The sequence below is a fragment of the Faecalibacillus intestinalis genome, from assembly GCF_015097455.1.
Lineage (GTDB): Bacteria > Bacillota_I > Bacilli_A > Erysipelotrichales > Coprobacillaceae > Faecalibacillus > Faecalibacillus intestinalis.
Window position 1 is genome coordinate 972212 of the sequence record NZ_AP024085.1, and the last position, 23342, is coordinate 995553.

Here is a 23342-nt window from a genome sequence, read left to right on the forward strand (position 1 = left end):
ACAAGGAAGGGTGAAATAAAATGAAAGCAAAAATGATTTTATTACTGTTTGTTATGGGAGTAATATTAGGTGGATGTAGTGTAAAATCTAATAAAGATATTTTATTAGATGATACTAAAACAATCATAAAATATAGCCCTTATCAAAAAATGTTTATGGATTTGAATAGCAATTTTACAGAAGAAGATGTTAAAAAATATATGGGAGATCATCGATTGATAGGAGGCAGAAGTAGTTTAGGTGATTATTTTGAATATCACATATTTTTATCAAAAGATGACAATAAAAAAGCTTGTCAAGAATTTGTAGCAGTACGTTTTTTAAAAGATGGACAATTAGAGGGTTTTCGATATGTATCTCCAGAATTTGAAGGCTATGTATTTTATTATGCAAAAGGAGTGTTTTTAGAGTTTAATGATCAAAATGCAAAAGATTATTCAGGATATTATTATCGAAGTTTACCAAAAAAAGGAAATAAAAAAGGTTTAGAAATAGAATATAAAGATAATACAAAGAAAAGCACGCCCTATTATCCTATTTCAAACGCCAAAGAAGCAATAAACTTTTTGATAGAAAAATAATATTTTAATAACCATTGTATTGTTGAAAAGTAAGTAAATATATAATAAAACCTTTTAAAGATTATAATAAGGAGAAAAATATGAAAAGAAATATTAGAAAATATGCTTTATGGGTTACTTTATTTTTAATAGCAGTAGTTGTATTTTGTCTTTCATTGATTTGGCTTTCACTTGCCTGCATGTAAAGGAAAGGATGAAATTTTATGTTTTATTGGATAGCGATAGAAATTATTTTTCTTATACGTATTGTAGGACAAATTATACAATTGCTAAATAAGGAAAATAACTATGGATTGATCATTATTAGAATTTCTAATGTTTTAGGAATACTGTTGATTGCATTAGCTTTTATACAAAATCCAATTCATGAAATGAATAGAGTAAAAGATAAATATTGGAATTATTATTCAATATATCTTGTAACAGTATTTATTGATCTTATTTTAGAAGTTTTACTTCGACGTAGATTATATAAAAAGGAAGAAAAGTTATGAAAAAATTGATTATAAAAATGTGTGCATTCATTATTTTGATAACACTTTTTACAAGATGTCATCAACAAAATAAACTATATTCATTTGAAACAAAGAAAATAGATGATCAAGTTATTTTGATTTAAAAAAACATTTCAAAAGAACCAATTGATCTATCATTAAAAGTTCAAAAAATTAAATGTTTACCTGCAAGTAAACAAAGTGTTTTCATTTTTAAGAAAAATGAATTTAAAGATACTTATTATGACGAAATAGAAGCAAAAGAAAGTACCCAATATCAAGAGTATAATAATTTTGATGTTGATCGAATAACTGATATTTCTTTACAACAATTAAATGAATGCATTAAGAAAACAAAAAATGATAAAAAGAAATGTTATGGGGAAGTTATTGTTTTCCTTTATCAAAATAAAGACCTTGTAGATATTCAAAAACATCTTTTTATATTAAAGGGAAAAGAAAGAGTAATCACTTTTGAAAGTTCAAAAATATGGGATGATACAAAGATAATAGAAAATATATATGAAAAAAATTAGTTTGAAATCAGAGGATTTTATGGAAATATGTAATGGTGTTGATTATTTAGATCAAGTAAAAGAATTAATTATAGAATATACAAAGCGTTTGGGACGTGATTTATCTTTTCAAAATATTGATGAGGAATTATAAAATCCAGCAAAAAAATATACAGCTCCTGAAGGAGAACTTTTAGTGGCTGTAGAAAAGAAAAAGGTGATAGGAATGGTTGCCTATCATCACCATTCAAAGAGTCGCTGTGAAATGAAACGCTTGTATGTAAAACCAAAATATAGAGAAAATAAATTAGGTAAAAAGCTTGTTTTAGAAATTTTAGAGTATGCTAAAAAAGCAGGATATAAGGAAATGATGTTGGACACGATTATTCCTTTACAATCAGCAATTCATCTTTATAAAAAGGTAGGATTTGTTGAACGTGAGGCGTATTATCATAATCCGATGGATGATGTTTTGTATTTTAAAAAGATACTTTAAGTTATTGGACAACCAATAGCTTTTTATTTATGAAAAATGTTACAATAGATAAAAGGGTGAGATGAATATGAAAAAATATTTAAAAAGAAATAAATTTTATTTTATGATATGTGTTCTTTTATTTTCAACAGCAGGAATCATGTCTGTTTTTTTAGCAAGCATTGTTCAAAAAATGGTAGATACATCTGTTGATAAAAATATCATCCAATTTTGTCATGTTATGATCTTAGCGGTTTTGTTTATTATCATTAATTTTTTAATCTATGTTTTAAGAGGTTTTTTTAGAGCTAAATATTTAAAAAATGTGATGTTTTCATTGAATCATGATTTATTTAAAGGAATCTTTTTTAAAACAGTCAAAGAGTTCAATCAAGAAAACTCATCAGCCTATTTAAGTATTTTTAATAATGATTTAAAAATTATTGAAAGAAACTATTTTGATAATTTATTAACGATTAGTGCAGATCTCTCACAATTTATTATTTGTTTAGTAGCTGTTTTTTCATTTCAATTTTCTTTAGCTATTATTGTTATTGTGATCAATGTTATTGCCATATTTGCTCCTATTTTATTTGGAAAAGTTTTATCTAAAAAACAAATGATTTCAACGCAAAAATATAGTCAATTAAATATCAAAATCAAAGATTTCTTCAATTCTTTTGAACTTATCAAATGTTTTCAAATTACACATCATGTCATTCATCAATTTGATTATGTAGAAAATGAATATGAAACAAGTATGCAAAATTATCGCTACGATGAAGGAATTATTTCAGGTTTTTCAACATTATCTTCTTTAGGAGTAAGTGTAATGACAACACTTATTTCTCTCTATTTTGTAATTATAAATAGGATTACTATAGGTGAAATGCTGGCAATTACACAATTAGTCAATAATATTGCTAATCCTTTAGGAAGATTATCAAATGAAATTCCTTTATTAAAAAGTATAAAACCAATTGAAAATAAAATAGAAACATATTTTGAAAATAGCCACGAACATCGAATAAATTCAATTGATTCTATAGAAAATATCTCATTTAAAGATGTTTCATTTAGTTATGATCAAAGTAAAGAAATTATTCATGATTTTAATCATGTTTTTTATAAAAATAAAAAATACGTTCTTGTTGGAAACAGCGGTTCTGGTAAATCAACGATCATCAAGTTACTTTTAAACAATTATGAAGTAAGTAAAGGGACTTTATATATTAATGATATAGATATCAACACAATAAATATTGAAAATATTTATCAACATATATCAATCGTTCATCAAAATGCGCCAATATTAAATGATACTTTAAAAAATAATATCACATACTTTAAAGAGTATTCAGATAATCAAATCACAGAAGTCATAGAAAAAGCAGGCTTAAAAGATTTTGTCAATGCCTTACCTGAGGATTTAAATACAGTTATTAATGAAAATGGAAATAATATTTCAGGTGGTGAAAAACAAAGAATCAGTATTGCTAGAGCTTTACTTAAAGATGCAGATTTGTTGATTTATGATGAACCTACATCTAATTTAGATCATACAACTGCAAAAGAAATTGAAAGTATTCTTTTAAATATAGATAAAACATGCTTTATGATTACTCATAAATTAGATAAGGAACTCTTAAGTAAATTTGATGAAATTCTCGTTTTAAAAGATGGTTCTTTAAAAGAAGCAGGAAGTTATCAACAATTAGTAGATGAAGGTGCCTTTTTTAAACAATTGTTAAAAGGTACAAGTTAATGGGATGTTGTTTAAAGGCTGTTTGCATCAATAGAAATTAACTATCATTTTAGTGAAATAAATCTTTCTATTATTTTTGTGGCTATTTTGATATCAATAATTTTATTGGTGAGGGATTATTTAAATTATATCCAGTAAAGTTAGGATAAGAGGTTTCTCTTATCTTTTTCTTTTAAAAATAAATCTAATTATTATATAATAAATGAAAAGAGGTTACATATGAAAATAGGAATTATAGATGATGATGCTAGTTTTAGCACACAATTAAAAAATAAGATAAAAACAAGTTTATATTTTGAAGATGCAGAGATTGTTGTTTTTAATGAAAAATTTGAAACATTAGATTTGATGGATTATGAATATTTATTTATAGATATTATGTTATTACAAGCAAGTGGGATTGAACTTGCTAAAAAAGTTAAAAATAAACAGACAAAGATCATTTTTGTATCTGCTAATGAGGCGTTAGTTTATGATTGTTTTGATATTCATCTTTATTTTTTTATTAGAAAAGCTTTTTATGAAGAAGATTTTAAGAGATTGCTTTTGAAGATAGAAAAAGATGAGGCAGAAAGTAATAAACAGTATTTGCTTGATGAAAAAAATCATCAATATATTCGCTGCGTTGATATTTATTATATTCAATCTCATAGAAATGTTTGTACATTTTATACTAAAGATCAAGAATTTCAACAATATACGACTTTAAAAAAATGTACGGAATATTTTTGTTCAAATATTGCTTTCTATAAAATCAATTCCTATACGATTATTAATTTTAAATATGTGACTAAAATTAATCATCAATCAGTAACTCTTTTAAATCAACAAACATTTAATGTCTCTAGAAAAGCAAAAGATCTCATCGAAAAATATCATACCTATAGGAGGTATATTCAATAATGACTTTTTTATATTTAAGTTGTATAGAAATTGCTTTAATTTACCTGTTAAATATTCCTAAAGAACTGTTTAAAAGATATATTGGTATGTCATTATTTGTTAATGGTGTAGTGATGATGATCAGTTCTTCCTTATTATTACAGGATATTTTGTTTCTAGAGAGTTTATGTTTTTTCTTGTTTTATTCATTGAAAAGAAGGATAACAGAAATTTTATTTTATCTTTCTTTTCTATTGGTTGTTAAAGATATTATTATTATTTTTCCATTTTATACACTTATATCATTCATAATTTATATGACAGTTATGGCTTTACTTGTTTATATAAAACAACGTTATCTAATAGATAATCAAAATATTTATTGGAGTTTATTAATGATGATTTCTTTAAGTACACTTTGTATTTACCATATTCTTTATTATGATTTTCTTGAGATTTTAGGAGTTAATCGACATTTGATTATTCTTACAACACTAGTGATTACAATGATGATTTCTTATTATATGTTTTTTAAATATACAAAATTAAATCATGAACAACAATTATTGAATCAAGCTATTACTTATTTTAAAAATGATCAACAAAATTATGCTTATCTTGAAAAAAAGAATAATGAACTTTATAAATTAAAACATGATTTAAAATATGATTATCTGCAAATGAAACAGGCAATCAAAGAAAAAGAGTTTGAAACAATAAATCAAATCGTTGATCAAAAAATAGCCTTACTTGATCAAGAAGATATGTTGATTACATCAGGAAATAAGTTGCTGGATTCATTTATTAATATGAAACTTGAACAATTACAATTAAAAAAAATCATTCCTACGATGATTATTTCTATTCAAGATATTTCCTTTATCCAAGATGATCATTTAAATATCATTATTAATTATCTTTTTGATTTAGCAGCTCTATGTGTCAATCATCAAGAGTTACAAGTTAAAATTATTCAAGATACATGTGTTTTTGAAATAACAATGACCATGCATTTAGGAATTGAAAATATTGATCCAGTAAAATATGATACTCTCAAATTACTACTAAAAAAATATCAAGGCAGTATCAAAATCATACATGAAAATCAAAATTTAATTATTTCACTTCTTATACCCATGCAATAATGGGTATTTTTTTGTTAATTATCCTTTAAAATAAGTCAAACGTCCTCAACCTCTTATCTTTTTTTTAAAGCTTGTTAGAATGAAATTAGAAAAGAGGTGAGACTTATGATTGAAATAAAACATTTAGATATTCAATTTAAGCAACAAGTGATTTTTAAAAATGCTAATTTTAAAACATGTCCAGGGAAAATAACAGGAATTATAGGAAAAAGTGGTTGTGGAAAGACGACGTTTTTAAAAGCATTGATTTATCAATACAAGAATCAAATACTTTCTATTGATAAGCAAGTAATCACTGAGAAAAATAAGGAAGATTACTTATTGCATTGTGTCAGTTATATTGATCAATTTGGAACATTCTTTGAAAATATGAAAATAATTGAACATTTTGAATTTATAAGTCAATTAAAAAAACAGAATTTTAATCAAAACAAAATGTTAGAAACCTTGTATTTAGTAGGATTAGATGCCATTGATTTAAAAAATTATCCTTCGTCTTTATCTATAGGGCAAAGAAAAAGATTTTTAATAGCACTTGCAATGTTTAAAGATGCTTCCATCATTATCATTGATGAACCAACAGCATCTTTAGATCAAGAAAATAAAGAAATTATTTTAAATCTGCTACAAAAGCTAAAAAAAGACAATAAATATATTATTATTACTACCCATGATGATTTTTTAATTGAACATTTGGATATCATTTATGAAATAGAAAATAAGCAGCTTTGTTGTCATCAGGAAATAAAAGAAGTTCAACAGGTTTTAAAAATAGAAAAGACAAAACATCAAAGAATCAAAAAATATTTTTTCTATAAAAATCAAAGACAATGGTTTCAATTTCTATTGGTGATGTTACTAGGATTTATTATGACAGTCTCTATTTCTATCAATATAAGTGACAGTATTTTACAGGAAAATCAGCTTGCAAACGGTATAGAAAGAGCTAATAAAGCAGAAGTCTATACAGGAAAAATGAATGATGCTTTTTTGGAAATGATGGTTATTTTATAGGGGATCAGATAAATAATCTTGATATTAGTGATGATGAACTCGCACAAATGAAAGCAATCAAGCATGTTAAAGGTGTTTATCCTTTTGATGTTTTTGATACGATCAATCAGATGCAAAATGTATCAACGACGAGTGTTTACTTTCAAGGAAACAAGGTAAATTTTGATTATTTTAAAGATGGTAGTCCACTTGTAGCTCCTTATTATTCTTTTCAAAATATCAAATCAAATGGTAAAAAGCTTAAAGGAAATGCTATCAGTCAGTCATTGGCTAATAAGCTAGGAATAGATAAGGATGAAAAGAATTTTAAGATTTCTGTAGAGGTCTATATACCTGTCCAACAATACAGTTATCAAGGAGAAATGAATGAATCAGGGCTAAAGGCAGAGATGTCGCAAGTCCTTACTAAAAAAGTAAAACTTGATTTAGAAGTAGATCATATCATTTCTGTCGATGATTACTATAATGAATTTTTGAGTGCAGGATATACTATTTTAATGCCAGAAAAATCATTTTATAGTTTATTGAATCAATACAATAATCAGACACCAGATAGTTTATTAGACGCTAAAGAATTAAATGCAACAATTACACCTTATCATAGTAAGAATTATGTTATAGAAGTAGATCGTATAAATAATTTAAAAATAGTAGAGAAAGAAATAACAAAGATTTCTAAAAATCTTGCAACCTATGATCAATATAATTCAGTTATTGATATGACAGATATCTATAAAGAAGAAAGAAAAGGAAGATATATCTACATGGTTATGGTGGTTCTTGTCGCCATTGTACTTTATGCAATGGTACAAATCAATGCACTTGATGATCGTAAAAATGAAGTAAAACTATTAAAACTTTATGGACTAAATGATAAGAATGTTCATTCATTGATTAATGAAAATGGCTTTGTTCAATTATTATTGTCACTTGCATTAGGTATACCGGGCTTCTTTATCGCAAGAAAGATGGTTTTTTTTGCAGTCAATGATCAAAGTTTAATCATCAGTTTATTACTTTTCTTTAGTATTCAAATAGCTGTTTCTATCATTATTTACATCTTGTATTTATTCTACAGTAAGTATTTTGTTAAGAAGGTGAAACAATGATTGAAATGAAACATATTAATTTATCCTTTAGGGATAAAGATTTATTTACTGATCAAGAAATTAAAATTGATTCAGGGAAAATTACATTGATTACAGGAGAGAGTGGTTCGGGTAAATCGACTCTATTATTTGAACTTGCACGACTTACAGATTATGCAAATAAGGAATATATTTATGAAAATGAAAAAATGTCTGATTTAGATGAGGAATCATTTAGAAGAAAAATCGCATTTGTTTTTCAAGACTGTCGACTTTTTAATGATCTATCAGTCATTCAAAATATTGAATTCTTTAGTCAACTTGGTCAGGTTGAATTTAAGAAAGATAAAATGATGAATTTGTTAGATGAACTTGATTTAAATATTGATTTAAATGGAGAAGTAAAAGTTTTATCAGGAGGGCAAAAACAAAGGCTTTTGATTTTATGCTGTATGATGAAAGAACCTGAAATCATTTTTTTGGATGAACCAACAGCGTATTTAGATGATGAAAACAGAAGACGTATGAGAAAAATCATTTATGATTTATGCTATAAATATCATAAAACAGTTGTCATTGCTTCTCATGATTTAGGTATGTTAGAGATTGCAGATAAACACTATCATATTGAAAATCAACAAATTTTATTAAAGAAAAATATCATTAAAGAAAATAAGAATTTGATTGCAAGAAAAACAATTCTAACATTTCCACTTAATTATTATTTACATGCACAAAAATCAAATAAAATACATTATAAAAGAAATATCATCATTTCCTTTTTGATGATCATTATGACCTATATGATGTGTTTTCAAGCCTATTATCAAAAAGAAACAGAAAGAATGATTAATAAAGCAATCGATAATGAATTAAGGATTTCTTATAAGGATGGTGGAAATACTTATGATATGGCTGGAACGCCTGTTTCTAGAACACTTGTACAAGATTTATCACAAAATAATATGATTCAAAATATTTCTCCCTTTTTTGAATGGAATGTGGCTCATATGACGGTTAATGATTCATCTTTTAAAGAAACAGTGGTCATACAACCCTATTATAAGAAAATGAAAACAGTCAAAAAAAACAGCAATCCTGTATTTTTAATTGATAAACAAAAAATAAATACGGACAAGATTTATATTTCTTATTCTCTTTATCAAAAAATAAAAGGACATATTCATTTGACTGGAACAATGCAGGTGCTAAAAAACAATGAATTTGAATTTGTTGAAATTCCTTTTGAACTTTCAAATGCAGATACTGTTGATAAGGATATTGGTAATCGTTATACGAAATCAACTGAAAATATTATTTATATTTCACAAAATCTCTATCAAAAAATCATCAATCAATGTATTCCTGATGACTCGTATCAATCAAATGTCTATATCTTAAAAATAAATTCTTATAAGAACATACAGGCAGTAACAGATTTTATTAAAAAACACGATCAACAAATTAAAGTTTATAATCCAGTATCTTCTTCAATTCTAAGTCAAACAACATCATTTGGATTTGAAATGATTTACAATTTTTCAAAGATCATATTTATACTCTTTGTACTTTCATGTTTTATTATAGGAATGTTTGATGTTGTCATAAGACGTTATCAATATGCCTTGTTGCTTGTCAATGGTTTCAATAAAAAGCAATGTTTAAAACTTATTTTAAAAGAAAGGATTAATTATTGTTTACTATCTATTGTTTTAGCACAAGTTTCAGTGATGAGTGTTTTCTACTTACAATATCATGTCTTGACAAGTATAATCATAGAAAGAGCATTAAGTGTTTTAATAATTATAAATTTAATTATTCTTTTTGTACCATGTTTTACATTTATCATTTTAATGAAAATAAACAATGAAGGAAATATGTTAAAAACAAGTGAGGGGTGATTACTATGAAAAAAGTTCCAGTATTTGTTGTACTCATAGGATGTGTATTCAGTTGGCTAATAGCAAGTATGAATCCTGTTACAAAGATTATTGATCAATCAGTATATTCTTATTTTAATTACCAATTGATGGCAATTGGTATAGCGATTAGCTTATTCGTAGGAATTATATTATTATGGTTTATTAAAAGAAAAGAACAATAAAACAGTTAAGCTGAGAAAAATCTCAGCTTTTTTTTATAATAAACACTTGAGTATAGAGGGACTCTATAGTTTATCTTGAAGGTGTAAAGAGAAGAAAATCAAGGAAAGGAGATAAAAATATGTTTGATTTTACACTTAAATACTTTTTTAAAGAAATCAAAAAGAATATCAGTATGATTGGAGTGATAACAGGAGCAATGTTATTACTGAGTTTGATTTTAAGTATGTTTTATAATACGACGCTTAATCCACCTTTAAAGACAGATGATTTAGCAGCCTTTTTTATGGAACTTTTTAGATTGACAGTGATTTTAATTTTTATGTTGATTTGTATCTATGTGGTTGTTTATTCTACGAATTATTATAATAAGATCCATTCTAAGATATTAGGTCTATTAAAGATTTTTGGATATACGACCAAAGAAATTGTTTTATTTTTTATGATACAAATCACTATAATTTTAAGTATTTCTTTTATTCTATTTACATTATTAAGTATGCTTGTTACACCACTCTTATTTAAATTTATTTCATTTTATTTACAAGAAAAAATGGTTTTTGTTTTCTTTGAAAAAAGTTATTTAGATACACTTGCTTTTTTCTTTTTAACGATTTTAGTTATTGTTTTTGTAGAGTTTAGATATATTATTCAAACACCGACAACTCATTTAATAAAAGGGGATGAAACGATTTCTTATAAAATAAAAACAAAAAGTTTGTTTAAAGAATTTTTGTATGTTGCTTTATTTTTATATGGTTTATATATTATCTTAACCTCTACTTTAAAGATAAATCTAATCGTTCCACTTTCACTTTGTACTTTTGGAATCAATGGAATTATTAAATATACATTACCTAGAATGATTCAAGTCATACTTTTAAGAAAAGATGTTAAAGGAGAAACATTGGTCATGTTAAAAAACTATATCTTTATTATTAATCAAATGGGTATGTTGATTTTATTAAGTATCTTGATCAATCTCATGATGCCTTTAATGATTTATATTTATCTTGATCAAGTAGGTTTCTTTATAGAATTTCTATTCATGTATATTTTTACAAGTATGATTTTAAATTATATTATTTATCAAAGATTGAATATCAAACGTTTAGAAAATAAACACACTTATAAGAAGTTATATACCTTAGGATATGACATGCAAACAATTAAAAAGTATTCGCAAAAAGAAATTTCACTCTTTTATATAACACTTTTTATTTGTGTTAGTTTGTATATTTTAACATTGACAATTTCATTGATCATTAAATGTGTTTTATCAACAAATGCATTATTTATCTGTTTTGTTTATATCATCCCAATGTTGATGATGTATTTAATTGCTCGATATAAAGAAGGGAGAAGTGTAGTCATATGGAAACAATTATAAAAACAGAATCACTTACAAAAATCTATAATCCTTTAAGTTTAAATCCTAAATTAGCATTAGATCAAGTTTCTTTAGATGTTAAAGAAGGAGAATTTATTGCGATCATGGGGAAAAGCGGTTCAGGGAAAACAACATTGTTAAATATTTTATCAACAATTGATGATTTAACAAAAGGTAAACTTTTTATTTATGGTAAAAATATTTATGAAATGTCTGAAACTGAAAGAGCTCATTTTCGAAAAGAAAATATTGGTTTTATTTTTCAAAACTTTAATTTATTAGATACTTTAACGGTTAAAGAAAATATTATTTTACCTTTAAAACTTGCAGGTAAAATAATAGATGAAGAAGATTTTAAACAAATAATCAAAGATTTAGAAATTGATGATCTTTTAGATAAATATTCATTTGAATGTTCTGGAGGACAAAGTCAAAGAGTGGCCGTGGCAAGAACACTTGTGATGCATCCAAAGATTATTTTTGCTGATGAACCTACAGGTAATTTAGATGGTGTACGTTCTAAACAATTGATGCAATATTTGGAAAAGGTCAATAGAGAAAAGAATATTACAGTTATTATGGTTACGCATGACCCTTTAGATGCAGCTTATTCATCTCAAATGTATTATATTGAAGATGGTAAAATAAAAGATCATTTATTAAAAAAAGATGATTCATTTGATACTTATTTTAATAAGATTGTTAAGATATCAATGGAATTATAAAATACTAAAAAGAGCGGATGCTCTTTTTAGTAAGATCTGCTTTTTTTCCAATAAAGTTGGATATCTTCTAATTCTTCATGATTGATTCTTAAAATATGATCTTTAATTTGTTTGATGAAATCGTCTCTAGAATGAGGACTACTAAAATAGAAAGGTCTACCTTGAATATGATCGGTATCTAAAATTTCTATCAACATTTTAGAATATTCTACTTTGTAGACTTTTTTAGGATAATTATTTTGATCACAATGATTCATATCTTTAAAATATAATGTATTTTCCATATCGTTCACCTCTTGTTTTTATTGTAACAATTCACTTATTTTTTTGATAAATAAAGAAATATTTAAACGGTAAATATTTGGTGTTAAATCAAATAAAATGATAATAAAAGTTTATTGATGATAAAAATAGAATATTGTTTTTGAATTGAATTGTGTGGTTTTTTAGACAATTTGCGGATAAATGTCTAAAAAAGAGTACAATGAAATAAAATATATAGCATTTATCGACATAATACGATATAATAGTGTATCGTGAAGTACAATATTTGTATTTTATTTAAGAATAAACGACCTAAGTTATTCAAAAAATATGGAGGTAAAATCATGGAAGATTCAAAAAAAATCAAGTGGTATGGTTTAGCTTTCATGGCGTTTTCTACTGTTTGGGGATTTGGAAACGTTTTAAATGGCTTTATCTACTTCAATGGTATCCAAGTAGTTTTTAGTTGGGTATTAATGTTCGCACTTTATTTTGTTCCTTACGCTTTAATGGTAGGAGAACTAGGGTCTGCGTTTAAAAATTCTGGTGGAGGAGTAAGTTCTTGGGTACATGAAACATTTGGTCCTAAACTTGCATACTATGCTGGATGGACATATTGGGCATGTCACGTTACTTATATTGCAAGTAAAGGTAGTGGTGGTTTAAAAGCATTAAGCTGGGCAATTTTTAGAAATGCTGAATTTTATGACTCACTTCCAACATTGTATGTGCAACTTGCTACACTTGCAGTATTCTTATTTTTCTGTTGGTTTGCTAGTAGAGGGTTAAACCCACTTAAACAATTAACAACAGTTGCAGGAACAAGTATGTTCGTTATGTCAATCTTATATATCTTAATGATGTTTGCTGCACCAGCAATTAATCCAAATGGGGGATATTTATCATTAGACTTTAGTTTTGACAAAATTGTTCCACAATTTAATGTTAATTATTTTACGTCACTTTCTATTTTAGTATTTGCAGTTGGTGGGTGTGAAAAAATTTCACCTTATGTAAATAAAGTAGAAAATCCTTCAAAAGGATTCCCAAAAGGGATGATTGCACTTGCAATCATGGTTATGGTATGTGCTATTTTAGGTACATTTGCTATGGGTATGATGTTTGATCCAACTGTAATCAATGCATCACCTGAATCATTCAATTCATATGTATCAAATGGTGCTTACTGGTCATTCCAAAAATTAGGTCAATACTATCATATGGGAGATGCATTACTAATTATTTACGCATTATGTAATATGATTGGACAATTCTCAACATTAGTATTAAGTATTGATGCACCACTTAGAATGTTATTAGATAATGAAGATGCTAGACAATTTATTCCATCTAAATTATTAAAACAAAACAAATATGGTGCTTATGTTAATGGAATTAAAATGGTTATGGCTTTATCTGGAAGTATTATTTTAATTCAAATCATTGGTGGACAAGGAGCTGCTGGAGTATTAGCCCAATTAAATAAATTAAATTCAGTATGTATGCCAATGCGTTATGTTTGGGTATTCTTAGCTTATATTGGTTTAAGAAAAGCTTATGATAAGATCCCAGCTGATTATCGTTTTGTTAAGAGTCAACCAGTTGCTTTATTCTTTGGTGGATGGTGTCTTTTTGTAACAGCTGCATGTTGTATCATGGGTGTTTACTCAACTGACTTATTTACAATGGCTTTAAATATTATTACTCCTGTTGTTTTAACTGCATTAGGAATAATTTTACCAGCTATTGCTAAAAGAGAAAAAGCTAACGCTATTACAGAATAATTGTGATAAAATATAGAAGAGGTGTTAGAAAATGTATAGGGGAATTTCAAAAGAATTATTAGACTTTTTACAAAAAAGTCCTACAGCATTCCATGCTGTTGAAAACATTAAAGAAGAATTAAATAAACAAGGTTTTGTTGAATTATTAGAAGGTCAACCTTGGAAAATGGTTCCAGGTGGTAAATATTATGTGACTCGTAATAATTCAAGTATTATTGCTTTAAAGGTCGGAAGCAATTTAGAAAATTATAGTTTTAATGTTGCTGCTTCACATAGTGATTGCCCAACTTTTAAATTAAAAGAAAATGCTGAATTAGAAGTTAAGGGTAAATACACACAATTAAATACTGAAGGTTATGGAGGAATGATTTGTTCAACTTGGTTTGATAAACCATTATCTATTGCTGGACGTTTATTAATTAAAGATGGAAATGAATTAAAAACACAATTAATTAATATTGATCGTGATTTAGTATTAATTCCTAATGTAGCTATCCATATGAATAGAGCTGTTAATGATGGTTATGCATATAATAAACAAATTGATATGTTACCATTATTTGGTGGTGCTGATTGTAAACCTGGTGACTTTAAGAAATTAGTTGCTAAAGAAGCAGGTGTAAGTGTTGAAGATATTTATGGTAGTGATTTATATCTTTATAATCGTACAGCGCCATCTATCTGGGGAGCTAACGATGAATTTATTTCAAGTCAACATTTAGATGATTTACAATGTGCATTTACTTCATTAAAAGGTTTCTTAGCAGGTGGAAATGATCAATCAATCAATGTTTTAGCTTGCTTTGATAATGAAGAAGTTGGTTCTGGAACAAAACAAGGGGCTGCTTCAACACTTTTATATGATGTATTAAAACGTACAAACAGTGCTCTTGGAAAAACAGAAGAACAATTCTATTGTGCGATTGCTTCAAGTTTTATGCTTTCAGCGGATAACGCTCATGCTGTTCATCCACATATTCCACAAAAAACAGATGCAACAAACTGTGTTTATATGAATGAAGGAATTGTTGTTAAATCACATGCTGGTCAAAAATATACAAGTGATGCGGTAAGTGTTGCGGTATTTAAAGACTTATGCAAAAAAGCTAATGTGCCTGTACAATTCTTTGCTAATCGTTCGGATGAAGCTGGAGGAAGTACTTTAGGTAATATTGCAATGGCTCAAGTTTCTATGAATAGTGTTGATATTGGTTTACCACAACTAGCAATGCATTCAACTTATGAAACTGCGGGTATTAAAGATACTTATTATATGATTCAAGTAATGACTGAATTCTTTAATTGTCATATTAGTGAAGTTAACAGTCATTCATTAAAGGTAGATTAGAATGAAAGAAAAGAAGTACGATATTTATTTTGAAAATAGTGTTAAAGTAAAAAGTTTAAATGATGATTATTTTAAATGTTATCAAGAAATTGAAAAAACATTGTTTAAAAAGCAAAAAAATGTTTTAAAAACAAATATTTTAATATCTGAGATTTTAGATTGTATGCTTATTTGTCAGGAAAAAGGACAAACAGTTAAACAAATGATTGGACAAAGTAGTCAATCATTTGTTGATCAAATTAATCGAAAAATAAATTATAAAGAAAAAATCAATCAGTTAAAACAAAAAGACTTAAATAAATATGAAATGTCTGGTATTTTACTTACAATGTGTATCTATATTGTACTTCTTTTTGTTAAAGAATTGATTGGAAATCATTATTTAATCAATTACTATATTGATTTACTTGTTGCTGTAATAATGCTTTGTATAAGTATTAAACAACTTCTTAATCAAAGAAAATTGATTAAAAGATATCAAGTATCAATTCAACCTTTTGTACTTGAAATATCAAGTATTGTGATTTCATTATTGATTTCAATTGTGTTTTATAACAGTCCTTTTGATATCACTTTTGTTATATTAGTAATCGCATTTTTTACAAGTAAAAAAATGTATTCAAAATCCTTAAGCAATTAAGGATTTTTTCTTTGCATTCTTTTAAAAATATAGTAAAGTATTATAAGGTGATAAAAATGGAAAAAGAAATCATATTAGAAAATTTAGATGAAAGTATTGTTAATGAGGCAACCTTTTATAGTCAACAAAATATTCCTTCACAGATATCACAAGCACTTTATTTATATGGAAGTACAACAGATTATCAAGTATTAGGATTTATTGATGCAAGTGGTGATGGAAGTAAAGGAATGATCTTTACGGATCAAGGAATTTATTTTTGTTTTAAAGAACCACATTCATTTTTATATGAAGATATAGAAGAAGTAGTACTTATTAAAAAAGAAGAAGGTTTTGATTTTTATGCGAAAATCAAAACAAAAGCAAATACTTTTGTTTTTAAAAATAAATATTTAAATTTAAAAGGATTTATTGAATGTTTAAGTGAAATTTTAGAAATGCCTGTTCATTATGAAATGTCAGCTTATGAAAAAGTAGGATACTTTGTACCAATTGTTTTAAATGATTTAAAAGAAGATGTTTATGAAGATTTAGAACTTAACGAACAACACTTCCAACAAATTAAAGATATTGAACATGAATTAGAAATGGCAAAAGAACTTAAAGGTTTAGATTATCAAGATGAATGTCGTTCTTTATGTCGTTATTGTTTAGATTTCTTTGAAAGTTTAGGATTGGATAGTGATGAAATTGATGCTTTAAATGAAGCACAAAGTTTCTTTGATCAACAAGATAGTCATGAAAACCAACAATTAGAGGGAGCTAAACGTTGGGTCGATGAAATGATGAGTAATTATCAAAATGGTGATACAGGAATGTATGATCAAATGAAATCAACGATGGAAAGTTTAGGTATTGATGAAGAAAGACTTAAGAATATGTCTAATGAAGAAGTCAATCAATATGTTCAAGATATGTGTAAAAAATTTGGTATTTCACAAAGTTTATTTGATAAATTAAAGGATAAGTTTGGAAGATAGAGGGTAGAGTATGATTAAATTAGTTGTTTTAGATGTGGATGGAACAAGCATTGATAGAGATAATCAATTTTATGATGATGATATTAAAGAGATTGATTTTTATAAAAAAAAGGGCATTGAATTTATGTTTGCTTCAGGTAGAGATATGAATATGATGCTTGATATGATTGAAAAGTCTCATGTAGATGGTGATTTGATTATTAATAATGGGACACAATATCGAAATATTGAAGGAACTAAAAATATTGCGCATCCAATGGATGAAGATGCTTTTAGAAAGATGATTCCTATTTTACAAAAATATAATTATCATATTTCTATTCATACAACAAAAGGAAAATATATTTTAACAGATTTTGAAAGCTATTGGGATCTACATGTTAAATTATTAATGAAAGGTCGTGAGGGCGTTACTTTAGAAGACCTTCCAAATACGACATTCTTTAGAAGATGGGGTTATTTAAATGATTGTACCTCGGTAAAATCAATTGATGATATTTATAACCAAGGAGCTTTGCCTTTAAAAGTAGATGCTAGACATTTAAATCCTGAAGAAGCAAAGGACGTAAGAGAACGTTTAGATTGTATACCTCATTTAAACATTTCTTCATCATATGAAGATAATATTGAAATTACTTGTGATGATTATGATAAAGGAATCATGTTAAAAGAAGTTTTAAGATTAAAAGGATTGAATCTTGATGAAGTGGCAACTTTTGGAGATGGTTTAAATGATGTGTGTATGTTAAAAGGATTCCCTTATAGTTTTACACCAGCTAATGGATGTAAGGAGGCTAAAGAAGCAGCAACCTATACACTTACTAAAACAGGTGGAAATGGTGCTATTCAAGAAGGACTTCATATTTTAAAAGATTTAGATTTGATTTAACTTTCAAAGTAAAAGCTTTGAAAGTTTTTCTTTTTTAAAGAAAAACGTCAAAAAAATGTCTATATAATAGTAGGAGGGATAAATTAAATGGACCAAGTACTAGAAATTACATCAAATGATCATATTATCATGATCGATAAACTCTGTAAAAGAATATTAGGACATCCAGAAACTTTAGGAAGAATCACCAAAGGCTTTGTTAAAGAAGCTAAGGATGTCTCTTTAGAAGAAATCATTGAAATTATTAAAGGAAAGAAAGATCAGGAAGGAAATTATTATTTTCAACAACTCAATAATGTTATTGATATACCTCATCATGGAAAAGTAGAATTTGATTATTTCTGTTATATCAATCTGTCACAAGTTGATGGAACAATGAAAAGAATCTAACTAGATGTAGAAATACAAAATGTAGAGAATCCTGGCTATGCTTTGCATACAAGAGGAAATGATTATCTTTCAAGAATAATTACCAGTCAAAATGGTAAAGAATATGATTATCGAAATTATGATGGAATGAAAAAGGCCTATGTCATATGGATACTGCCACAGGTAGCTAAAAAAAGAGATGGACATGTCAATCGAATAAACTCTAAATTAGAAAATATCAGTGGAAGTACTATTGAAAGGTTAGAAAGTTATGATAAAAGCGAACAGATTATGGTATCCTTAAATAAAGATCATGATATCAAAGATAAGTATGAAGATAGTGATTGGCTCTAGACACCGTTAGTCATCTTTTTAAATAATATATATGGTCTTTTGAAAAAGAATGAGATCATGAAAGAATATGGATTTGAAGAAATAGAGAAGGAGGTAAAAAAGATGTGTAATTTAGGAGAAATGATAGCCAGAGAAAATATAGAAAAAGGATTAGTACAAGGACAAAAAAAGAAAAATATTGAACTGATTACAAATTTGATGAATAGCTTAAGTATTTCATTTTCAAAAGCGGTTGAATTGTTAAAAGTTTCTAAAGATAAAGTTTTAGAAATAGAAAAATATTTTAAATCATAAAAAATGGCATAAAGTTAAATACTTTATGCTATTTTTATGATGCTTTCTTTTTATAAGATAATATGAAGATTGTTGACATAACCATAATAAAACCTAATACATCCATTAATGTAAAAGGAGAATGTAACCATAAACACATGCAAATCGTTGCACTTAATGGTTCAACTGCAGCAATTAATGAAGCTCTCATAGGTCCAATAAGATTGACTCCTATAAGATACATTGAAAAAGCTAAAACAGTTCCGATAACAATAATTCCTGCCATTGCTAAATAGCCATAAATATCTAAAGAAGCAGAGATATTCCAAACACGTCCGATGATTCCTAATACGACACCACCAATAATCATGGCATAGCCTGTAGGAATCAAACTGCCGTATTTATTCATGATATGTCGAGGAAGCAATGAATAAAACGAAGCAGCCAATCCTGCCATCACTCCCCAAAACAATCCTTCAAAAGATAAGATCATTTCATGAATATTTCCATGTGTTGCTAGGATGAAGGTTCCACCAAAAGCTAAAATAACACAAAGAAGTTCTTTTTTATAAGGAAGTCTTTTACAAACAAGACATGTATAGAACATAATAAAGATTGGATTCAAGTATTGTAGAATAGCTGCGGTTGAACTGTTTGAATAGTAGATTGCTGTCATATAGGAATATTGACAAAACATTAATCCTAATAGTGCAAACAAAACAAGCTGAAAGACATCATTTTTATTATTCCAGATACTTAATGTTTTTTTCGTATCTTTGATAAAACAAACACTTAATAATATGATTCCAGCAAAGATCATCCGCAATGTTGTAAGCCACATTGTATTTAAATGATAAGTTTGAAATAGAAACTGTCCCATGGTTCCAGAAATACCCCAAAATGTACCACCTAATAATGTAATAATAATTCCTTTTTTCATAACCTCACCCCATGGATGACATTCTAACAAATATTGATTTAAAATACTATATTTGATACATTATTTATCTCTAATATGATAGAATATATTTGTTGGTACTATAGCTTAGCTGGATAAAGCGTACGTCTCCGGAGCGTAAACAGGTGTTTAGCTAAAATGATTATAATTTCTACAAAAAATATATGGTACTTTAGCTCAGTTGGATAGAGTATGTGCCTCCGGAGCACAGGGTCATGGGTTCGAATCCCATAAGTACCGCCATTTTTATTGGTTTTTCTATTAAAAATAGGATGTTTGATAGGTATTATTGCTTATTGAATATCCTTTTTTCTTTCTAACAAAGTGAGGAACTTTTCTTGACTTTTTATCTAACAAAAATAGGGCTTTTCTAACAAATTAGGTAACATATTAGAAATTAAAAGGGACTAAGTAAATAATTTAATAAGTATAGGAGATTCAAAATGGATCTCCTTTTTTCATATAAAGGAGGTGATGAATTTATGAATAATGTATTGCTTTATTTTGCTTTGAAGCATGATGGTGACTTTGAAAAAATATATAACGACATAAAAGAAAAAGTTCCTGTAGATGAAAATGAATTTATTAAATTAAAAAGAGGATTGAAAACAAAGTATGTAACAATTTTAGATAACAACTATCCTACAGTTTTGAAACAAATTGCATGTCCACCATTCGTTTTATTCTATGAGGGTAATATAAGACTTGCTAAAGATTTAGAGGTTGGAGATGCTTTTATCTATTCTGCTTTTAATGATAAAAGGTATTTAAGCACAGTTGAACCATCAGCCGACAGAGGAAAATTCTGTTTTGACTATATCATTGCTTCTGAAAGTCATGATAATTTTTTTAAACTTAGAGAGCATGTAATGGATAAGAAAGTTCCGTTAAAAGACTACAGTAAAAATACAAAAAATAAACAACAAGAAAGATAGCATATAAAAGTCATCATAGTAGATGGCTTTTTTACATAGCCAATCATTGATTGGCAAAAAAGAAAGGAGGTTAATTTAATGCAATATATAAAGATAGGAGTGATTACAAATGAGCGAAGTAATAGCAATTGCAAATCAAAAGGGTGGTGTAGGTAAAACAATGACATCTGTTAGTTTAAGTGCATGTCTTGCATTAAATAACAAAAAGGTATTGCTGTTAGATTTAGATCCACAAGGACATTCAACAAAAGCATTTGGATTTTATGACAGTACACAATATCCTTTATCTATGAAGGATGTTATTGTATCAGTTATTGAAGATATACCACTTAATAGAGAACAGCTAATACTTCACAGTAATGAAAATGTTAATATTGTTCCATCAAATATTTCTCTTGCAGGAATAAATTCTAAATTAGAAAGTGCTATGTGTAGAGAAACGGTATTGAAAAGATTTATTGATACTGTAAAAGATGATTATGATTATGTCATTATAGATACAAATCCATCACTGGATAATCTACCTATTAATGCTCTTACTGCTTCAGATAAAGTTGTTATAACTGTACAGGCAGAGCCTTATGCTGTTGAAGGTATGGCTGACTTATTAAGGTCGATTAATATGGTTAGAAGAAATCTTAACCATGATTTAAAAATTGAAGGTGTGTTGATTACGATGACAAATGAAAGAACAAATCTATCAAAGAAAATCACACACGAAGTTAGAGAAAATTTTGGAGGTCATATCAAGGTATTTGATACAACAATTCCAAGATGTACAAAGGCAGCAGAAAGTACAGGTATAGGAGAAAGCATATTTCAATATGATCCAAAAGGTGCGGCAACTAAAGCTTATGAAGCTTTTACAAAGGAGGTCATCTTAAATGCCGAAAAAGAGCATAAACGACATAAGAGTTCCTACGTACGATGATTTATTTACCAACGAAGAACAAAGACAGGATGCAAAACTAGAAAAGATAATGGAAGTTCCTGTTGAAGATATTCAGGAGTTTAAAAATCATCCATTTAGAGTTAGAAATGATGAACAAATGTCTGAACTTGTAAAAAGTGTTTCAGCAAATGGTATTTTAGTTCCTGTTCTTGTAAGACCGCATCCAAATAGTCACGGATACGAAATGATTTCAGGTCACAGAAGAATGAATGCAGCAATGGTAAATGGTCAGGAAAAGATACAGGCCATTGTAAGAGAACTCACGGATGACCAAGCAACAATCATTATGGTTGATTCAAATATACAAAGGGAAAACATCTTACCAACTGAAAGAGGATTTGCTTACAAATTGAAATTAGATGCAATGAAACATCAAGGAAAACAGATATCATCAACTTCTACGCAAGTTGCACAGAAGTCCCAAAATAAGTGGTCAGTAGATATATTAAGTGAAGAAGTAAAACAATCAAGAGACCAAATTAGAAGATTTATACGTTTAACAGAATTAATTGAGCCATTGCGTGATATGGTCGATGGTATAAGAACTGATGGGAAAAAGATTGCATTTAATCCTGCTGTGGAACTTTCATATCTTTCAAAAGAAAATCAACAATTTGTTGTAAAAAATATTGTAGAACTTGATTTAACACCGTCACATGCTCAAGCAATAAGAATGAAGGAGTTATCAAGAGAAAATCGTTTAGATGAAAACGTTATTTATTCAATAATGAAGGAAGAAAAAGCAAATCAGAAAGAAAAATTATCGTTTAAAATGGAAGATATTAATGAATATTTTCCAAAAAACTATACGCCTAGAGAAAAAAGTGAAGTTATATTGAAACTTTTAAAAGGATGGGCAAAAAGAAGAAATAAAGAGCAAGAAAGATGACAGTTACATATATAACTGTATTTTTTGTACATTTTATTTCAGCAGACTTAGTGAAGGGGGAGTCTGTTTTTTGTGGGGAAATGTGACTCGGTTTTCCCCTAAGAACCCCTTTCCTGTTATCTTACTGGGAAAAGTAATATTTAGTATAGAAGAGAAAAATAAACAATTTTTATTTTATATATGTGAATAATTATATAAATTGACAATAAAAAAGCTTACATAGTAAAATTTAATAAAGATAAAATGGAGGTGAATTCTTGTGAGGTCTTTGAAAAAGTATATATATCCAACACTATCAGATAGAGTGTATGAGATATTGGGCGAAAATTATTTTTTGATTTTGTACCCAGTTTTGTTGTTTTTTATCATTGCTGAAAAATATCTTAATATAATATCCTTCGATGGTTTAGTTTATTTTACATTACTTTTGTTGAGACGAAAATTAGTTTATCTCGATTTTCATTTTAAGAAGATATCTATTATTTTTTGGACGATTACTCTGCTGTTATCTGGATTAAGTTTTTCTTTCTT

At 27.2% G+C, this 23342-nt stretch carries 26 protein-coding genes, 1 tRNA gene and 1 pseudogene; 26 read left to right on the forward strand and 2 right to left on the reverse strand.

Features of this window, described 5'->3' with window-relative positions; genetic code table 11:
• Nucleotides 1-20 precede the first annotated feature (20 nt).
• From Fi14EGH31_RS05065 to Fi14EGH31_RS05120, 14 genes and pseudogenes are all read left to right on the forward strand, one after another.
• On the forward strand, nt 21-581 hold the full coding sequence (locus Fi14EGH31_RS05065; protein ID WP_032091478.1) for a hypothetical protein: 561 nt from the start codon (nt 21-23) through the stop codon (nt 579-581).
• Between the two features lie 203 nt (nt 582-784).
• A complete protein-coding gene (locus Fi14EGH31_RS05070) occupies nt 785-1075 on the forward strand; it encodes a hypothetical protein (RefSeq protein WP_117574939.1) in 291 nt (96 codons plus the stop codon).
• Nucleotides 1072-1200, forward strand: coding sequence for a hypothetical protein (locus Fi14EGH31_RS15555; protein WP_256179957.1), 129 nt, complete (start codon nt 1072-1074; stop codon nt 1198-1200). The genes Fi14EGH31_RS05070 and Fi14EGH31_RS15555 overlap by 4 nt, the downstream gene beginning before the upstream one ends.
• Nucleotides 1201-1597: 397 nt before the next feature.
• Nucleotides 1598-1744, forward strand: coding sequence for a hypothetical protein (locus Fi14EGH31_RS15305; RefSeq protein ID WP_233550221.1), 147 nt, complete (start codon nt 1598-1600; stop codon nt 1742-1744).
• A 33-nt stretch (nt 1745-1777) separates the two neighbouring features.
• Nucleotides 1778-2086: pseudogene (locus Fi14EGH31_RS05075) on the forward strand (GNAT family N-acetyltransferase); the annotation flags it as partial.
• Between the two features lie 67 nt (nt 2087-2153).
• On the forward strand, nt 2154-3830 hold the full coding sequence (locus tag Fi14EGH31_RS05080; protein WP_200765205.1) for an ABC transporter ATP-binding protein: 1677 nt from the start codon (nt 2154-2156) through the stop codon (nt 3828-3830).
• Between the two features lie 219 nt (nt 3831-4049).
• On the forward strand, nt 4050-4733 hold the full coding sequence (locus Fi14EGH31_RS05085) for a LytR/AlgR family response regulator transcription factor (RefSeq protein ID WP_117783261.1): 684 nt from the start codon (nt 4050-4052) through the stop codon (nt 4731-4733).
• On the forward strand, nt 4733-5857 hold the full coding sequence (locus tag Fi14EGH31_RS05090; RefSeq protein ID WP_200765206.1) for a hypothetical protein: 1125 nt from the start codon (nt 4733-4735) through the stop codon (nt 5855-5857). Before Fi14EGH31_RS05085 ends, Fi14EGH31_RS05090 begins: the two co-directional genes overlap by 1 nt.
• Before the next feature lie 105 nt (nt 5858-5962).
• Nucleotides 5963-6871 carry an ATP-binding cassette domain-containing protein gene (locus Fi14EGH31_RS05095; RefSeq protein WP_200765207.1) on the forward strand — a complete coding sequence of 303 codons (909 nt, stop codon included), beginning with the start codon at nt 5963-5965 and terminating at the stop codon, nt 6869-6871.
• A gap of 47 nt (nt 6872-6918) precedes the next feature.
• Nucleotides 6919-7980: an FtsX-like permease family protein gene (locus tag Fi14EGH31_RS05100; RefSeq protein WP_200765208.1), complete on the forward strand. Its 1062-nt coding sequence runs from the start codon at nt 6919-6921 to the stop codon at nt 7978-7980.
• Nucleotides 7977-9860 carry an ABC transporter ATP-binding protein gene (locus Fi14EGH31_RS05105; protein WP_200765209.1) on the forward strand — a complete coding sequence of 628 codons (1884 nt, stop codon included), beginning with the start codon at nt 7977-7979 and terminating at the stop codon, nt 9858-9860. The genes Fi14EGH31_RS05100 and Fi14EGH31_RS05105 overlap by 4 nt, the downstream gene beginning before the upstream one ends.
• The gene (locus Fi14EGH31_RS05110) at nt 9857-10063 is read left to right on the forward strand and encodes a hypothetical protein (protein WP_147341726.1); all 207 of its coding nucleotides are present in this window, start codon (nt 9857-9859) and stop codon (nt 10061-10063) included. Before Fi14EGH31_RS05105 ends, Fi14EGH31_RS05110 begins: the two co-directional genes overlap by 4 nt.
• Nucleotides 10064-10182: 119 nt before the next feature.
• Nucleotides 10183-11451, forward strand: coding sequence for an FtsX-like permease family protein (locus Fi14EGH31_RS05115; RefSeq protein WP_117783263.1), 1269 nt, complete (start codon nt 10183-10185; stop codon nt 11449-11451).
• Nucleotides 11436-12176, forward strand: coding sequence for an ABC transporter ATP-binding protein (locus Fi14EGH31_RS05120; protein WP_200765210.1), 741 nt, complete (start codon nt 11436-11438; stop codon nt 12174-12176). Before Fi14EGH31_RS05115 ends, Fi14EGH31_RS05120 begins: the two co-directional genes overlap by 16 nt.
• A 26-nt stretch (nt 12177-12202) precedes the next feature.
• On the opposite strand, the gene Fi14EGH31_RS05125 is transcribed toward Fi14EGH31_RS05120, so the two are convergent.
• The gene (locus Fi14EGH31_RS05125; RefSeq protein WP_117480661.1) at nt 12203-12460 is read right to left on the reverse strand and encodes a hypothetical protein; all 258 of its coding nucleotides are present in this window, start codon (nt 12458-12460) and stop codon (nt 12203-12205) included.
• Nucleotides 12461-12784: 324 nt separating this feature from the next.
• Here Fi14EGH31_RS05125 and Fi14EGH31_RS05130 point away from each other — a divergent pair, with 324 nt between their 5' ends.
• From Fi14EGH31_RS05130 to Fi14EGH31_RS05165, 8 genes are all read left to right on the forward strand, one after another.
• Nucleotides 12785-14224, forward strand: a complete 1440-nt coding sequence (locus Fi14EGH31_RS05130; RefSeq protein ID WP_117574938.1) for an APC family permease — start codon at nt 12785-12787, stop codon at nt 14222-14224.
• Between the two features lie 31 nt (nt 14225-14255).
• Nucleotides 14256-15572: a M18 family aminopeptidase gene (locus tag Fi14EGH31_RS05135; protein WP_022002119.1), complete on the forward strand. Its 1317-nt coding sequence runs from the start codon at nt 14256-14258 to the stop codon at nt 15570-15572.
• A gap of 1 nt (nt 15573) precedes the next feature.
• Nucleotides 15574-16212: a hypothetical protein gene (locus Fi14EGH31_RS05140; RefSeq protein WP_022002118.1), complete on the forward strand. Its 639-nt coding sequence runs from the start codon at nt 15574-15576 to the stop codon at nt 16210-16212.
• 56 nt (nt 16213-16268) lie between these two features.
• Entirely contained in the window at nt 16269-17192 is a 924-nt protein-coding gene (locus Fi14EGH31_RS05145) for a hypothetical protein (RefSeq protein WP_117828860.1), read from the forward strand.
• A gap of 10 nt (nt 17193-17202) precedes the next feature.
• Nucleotides 17203-18081 (forward strand): HAD hydrolase family protein, encoded by an 879-nt coding sequence (locus Fi14EGH31_RS05150; RefSeq protein ID WP_022002116.1) that lies wholly within the window; start codon nt 17203-17205, stop codon nt 18079-18081.
• 87 nt (nt 18082-18168) lie between these two features.
• A complete protein-coding gene (locus Fi14EGH31_RS05155) occupies nt 18169-18471 on the forward strand; it encodes a hypothetical protein (RefSeq protein ID WP_117788260.1) in 303 nt (100 codons plus the stop codon).
• Between the two features lie 42 nt (nt 18472-18513).
• A complete protein-coding gene (locus Fi14EGH31_RS05160; protein ID WP_117574937.1) occupies nt 18514-18804 on the forward strand; it encodes a hypothetical protein in 291 nt (96 codons plus the stop codon).
• A gap of 102 nt (nt 18805-18906) precedes the next feature.
• A complete protein-coding gene (locus Fi14EGH31_RS05165; RefSeq protein WP_022002113.1) occupies nt 18907-19098 on the forward strand; it encodes a hypothetical protein in 192 nt (63 codons plus the stop codon).
• Between the two features lie 34 nt (nt 19099-19132).
• Here Fi14EGH31_RS05165 and Fi14EGH31_RS05170 read toward each other — a convergent pair whose 3' ends face one another.
• Nucleotides 19133-20017, reverse strand: a complete 885-nt coding sequence (locus tag Fi14EGH31_RS05170) for a DMT family transporter (RefSeq protein WP_200765211.1) — start codon at nt 20015-20017, stop codon at nt 19133-19135.
• A 184-nt stretch (nt 20018-20201) separates the two neighbouring features.
• Between Fi14EGH31_RS05170 and Fi14EGH31_RS05175 the strand changes: the two genes are divergently transcribed.
• From Fi14EGH31_RS05175 to Fi14EGH31_RS05190, 4 genes are all read left to right on the forward strand, one after another.
• Nucleotides 20202-20278: transfer RNA gene (locus Fi14EGH31_RS05175), tRNA-Arg, on the forward strand.
• Nucleotides 20279-20517: 239 nt separating this feature from the next.
• Nucleotides 20518-20970 (forward strand): hypothetical protein, encoded by a 453-nt coding sequence (locus Fi14EGH31_RS05180; RefSeq protein ID WP_147340326.1) that lies wholly within the window; start codon nt 20518-20520, stop codon nt 20968-20970.
• 109 nt (nt 20971-21079) lie between these two features.
• Nucleotides 21080-21901 carry a ParA family protein gene (locus Fi14EGH31_RS05185; RefSeq protein WP_117865413.1) on the forward strand — a complete coding sequence of 274 codons (822 nt, stop codon included), beginning with the start codon at nt 21080-21082 and terminating at the stop codon, nt 21899-21901.
• Entirely contained in the window at nt 21855-22811 is a 957-nt protein-coding gene (locus Fi14EGH31_RS05190) for a ParB/RepB/Spo0J family partition protein (RefSeq protein WP_117828866.1), read from the forward strand. Before Fi14EGH31_RS05185 ends, Fi14EGH31_RS05190 begins: the two co-directional genes overlap by 47 nt.
• Nucleotides 22812-23342 lie beyond the last annotated feature (531 nt).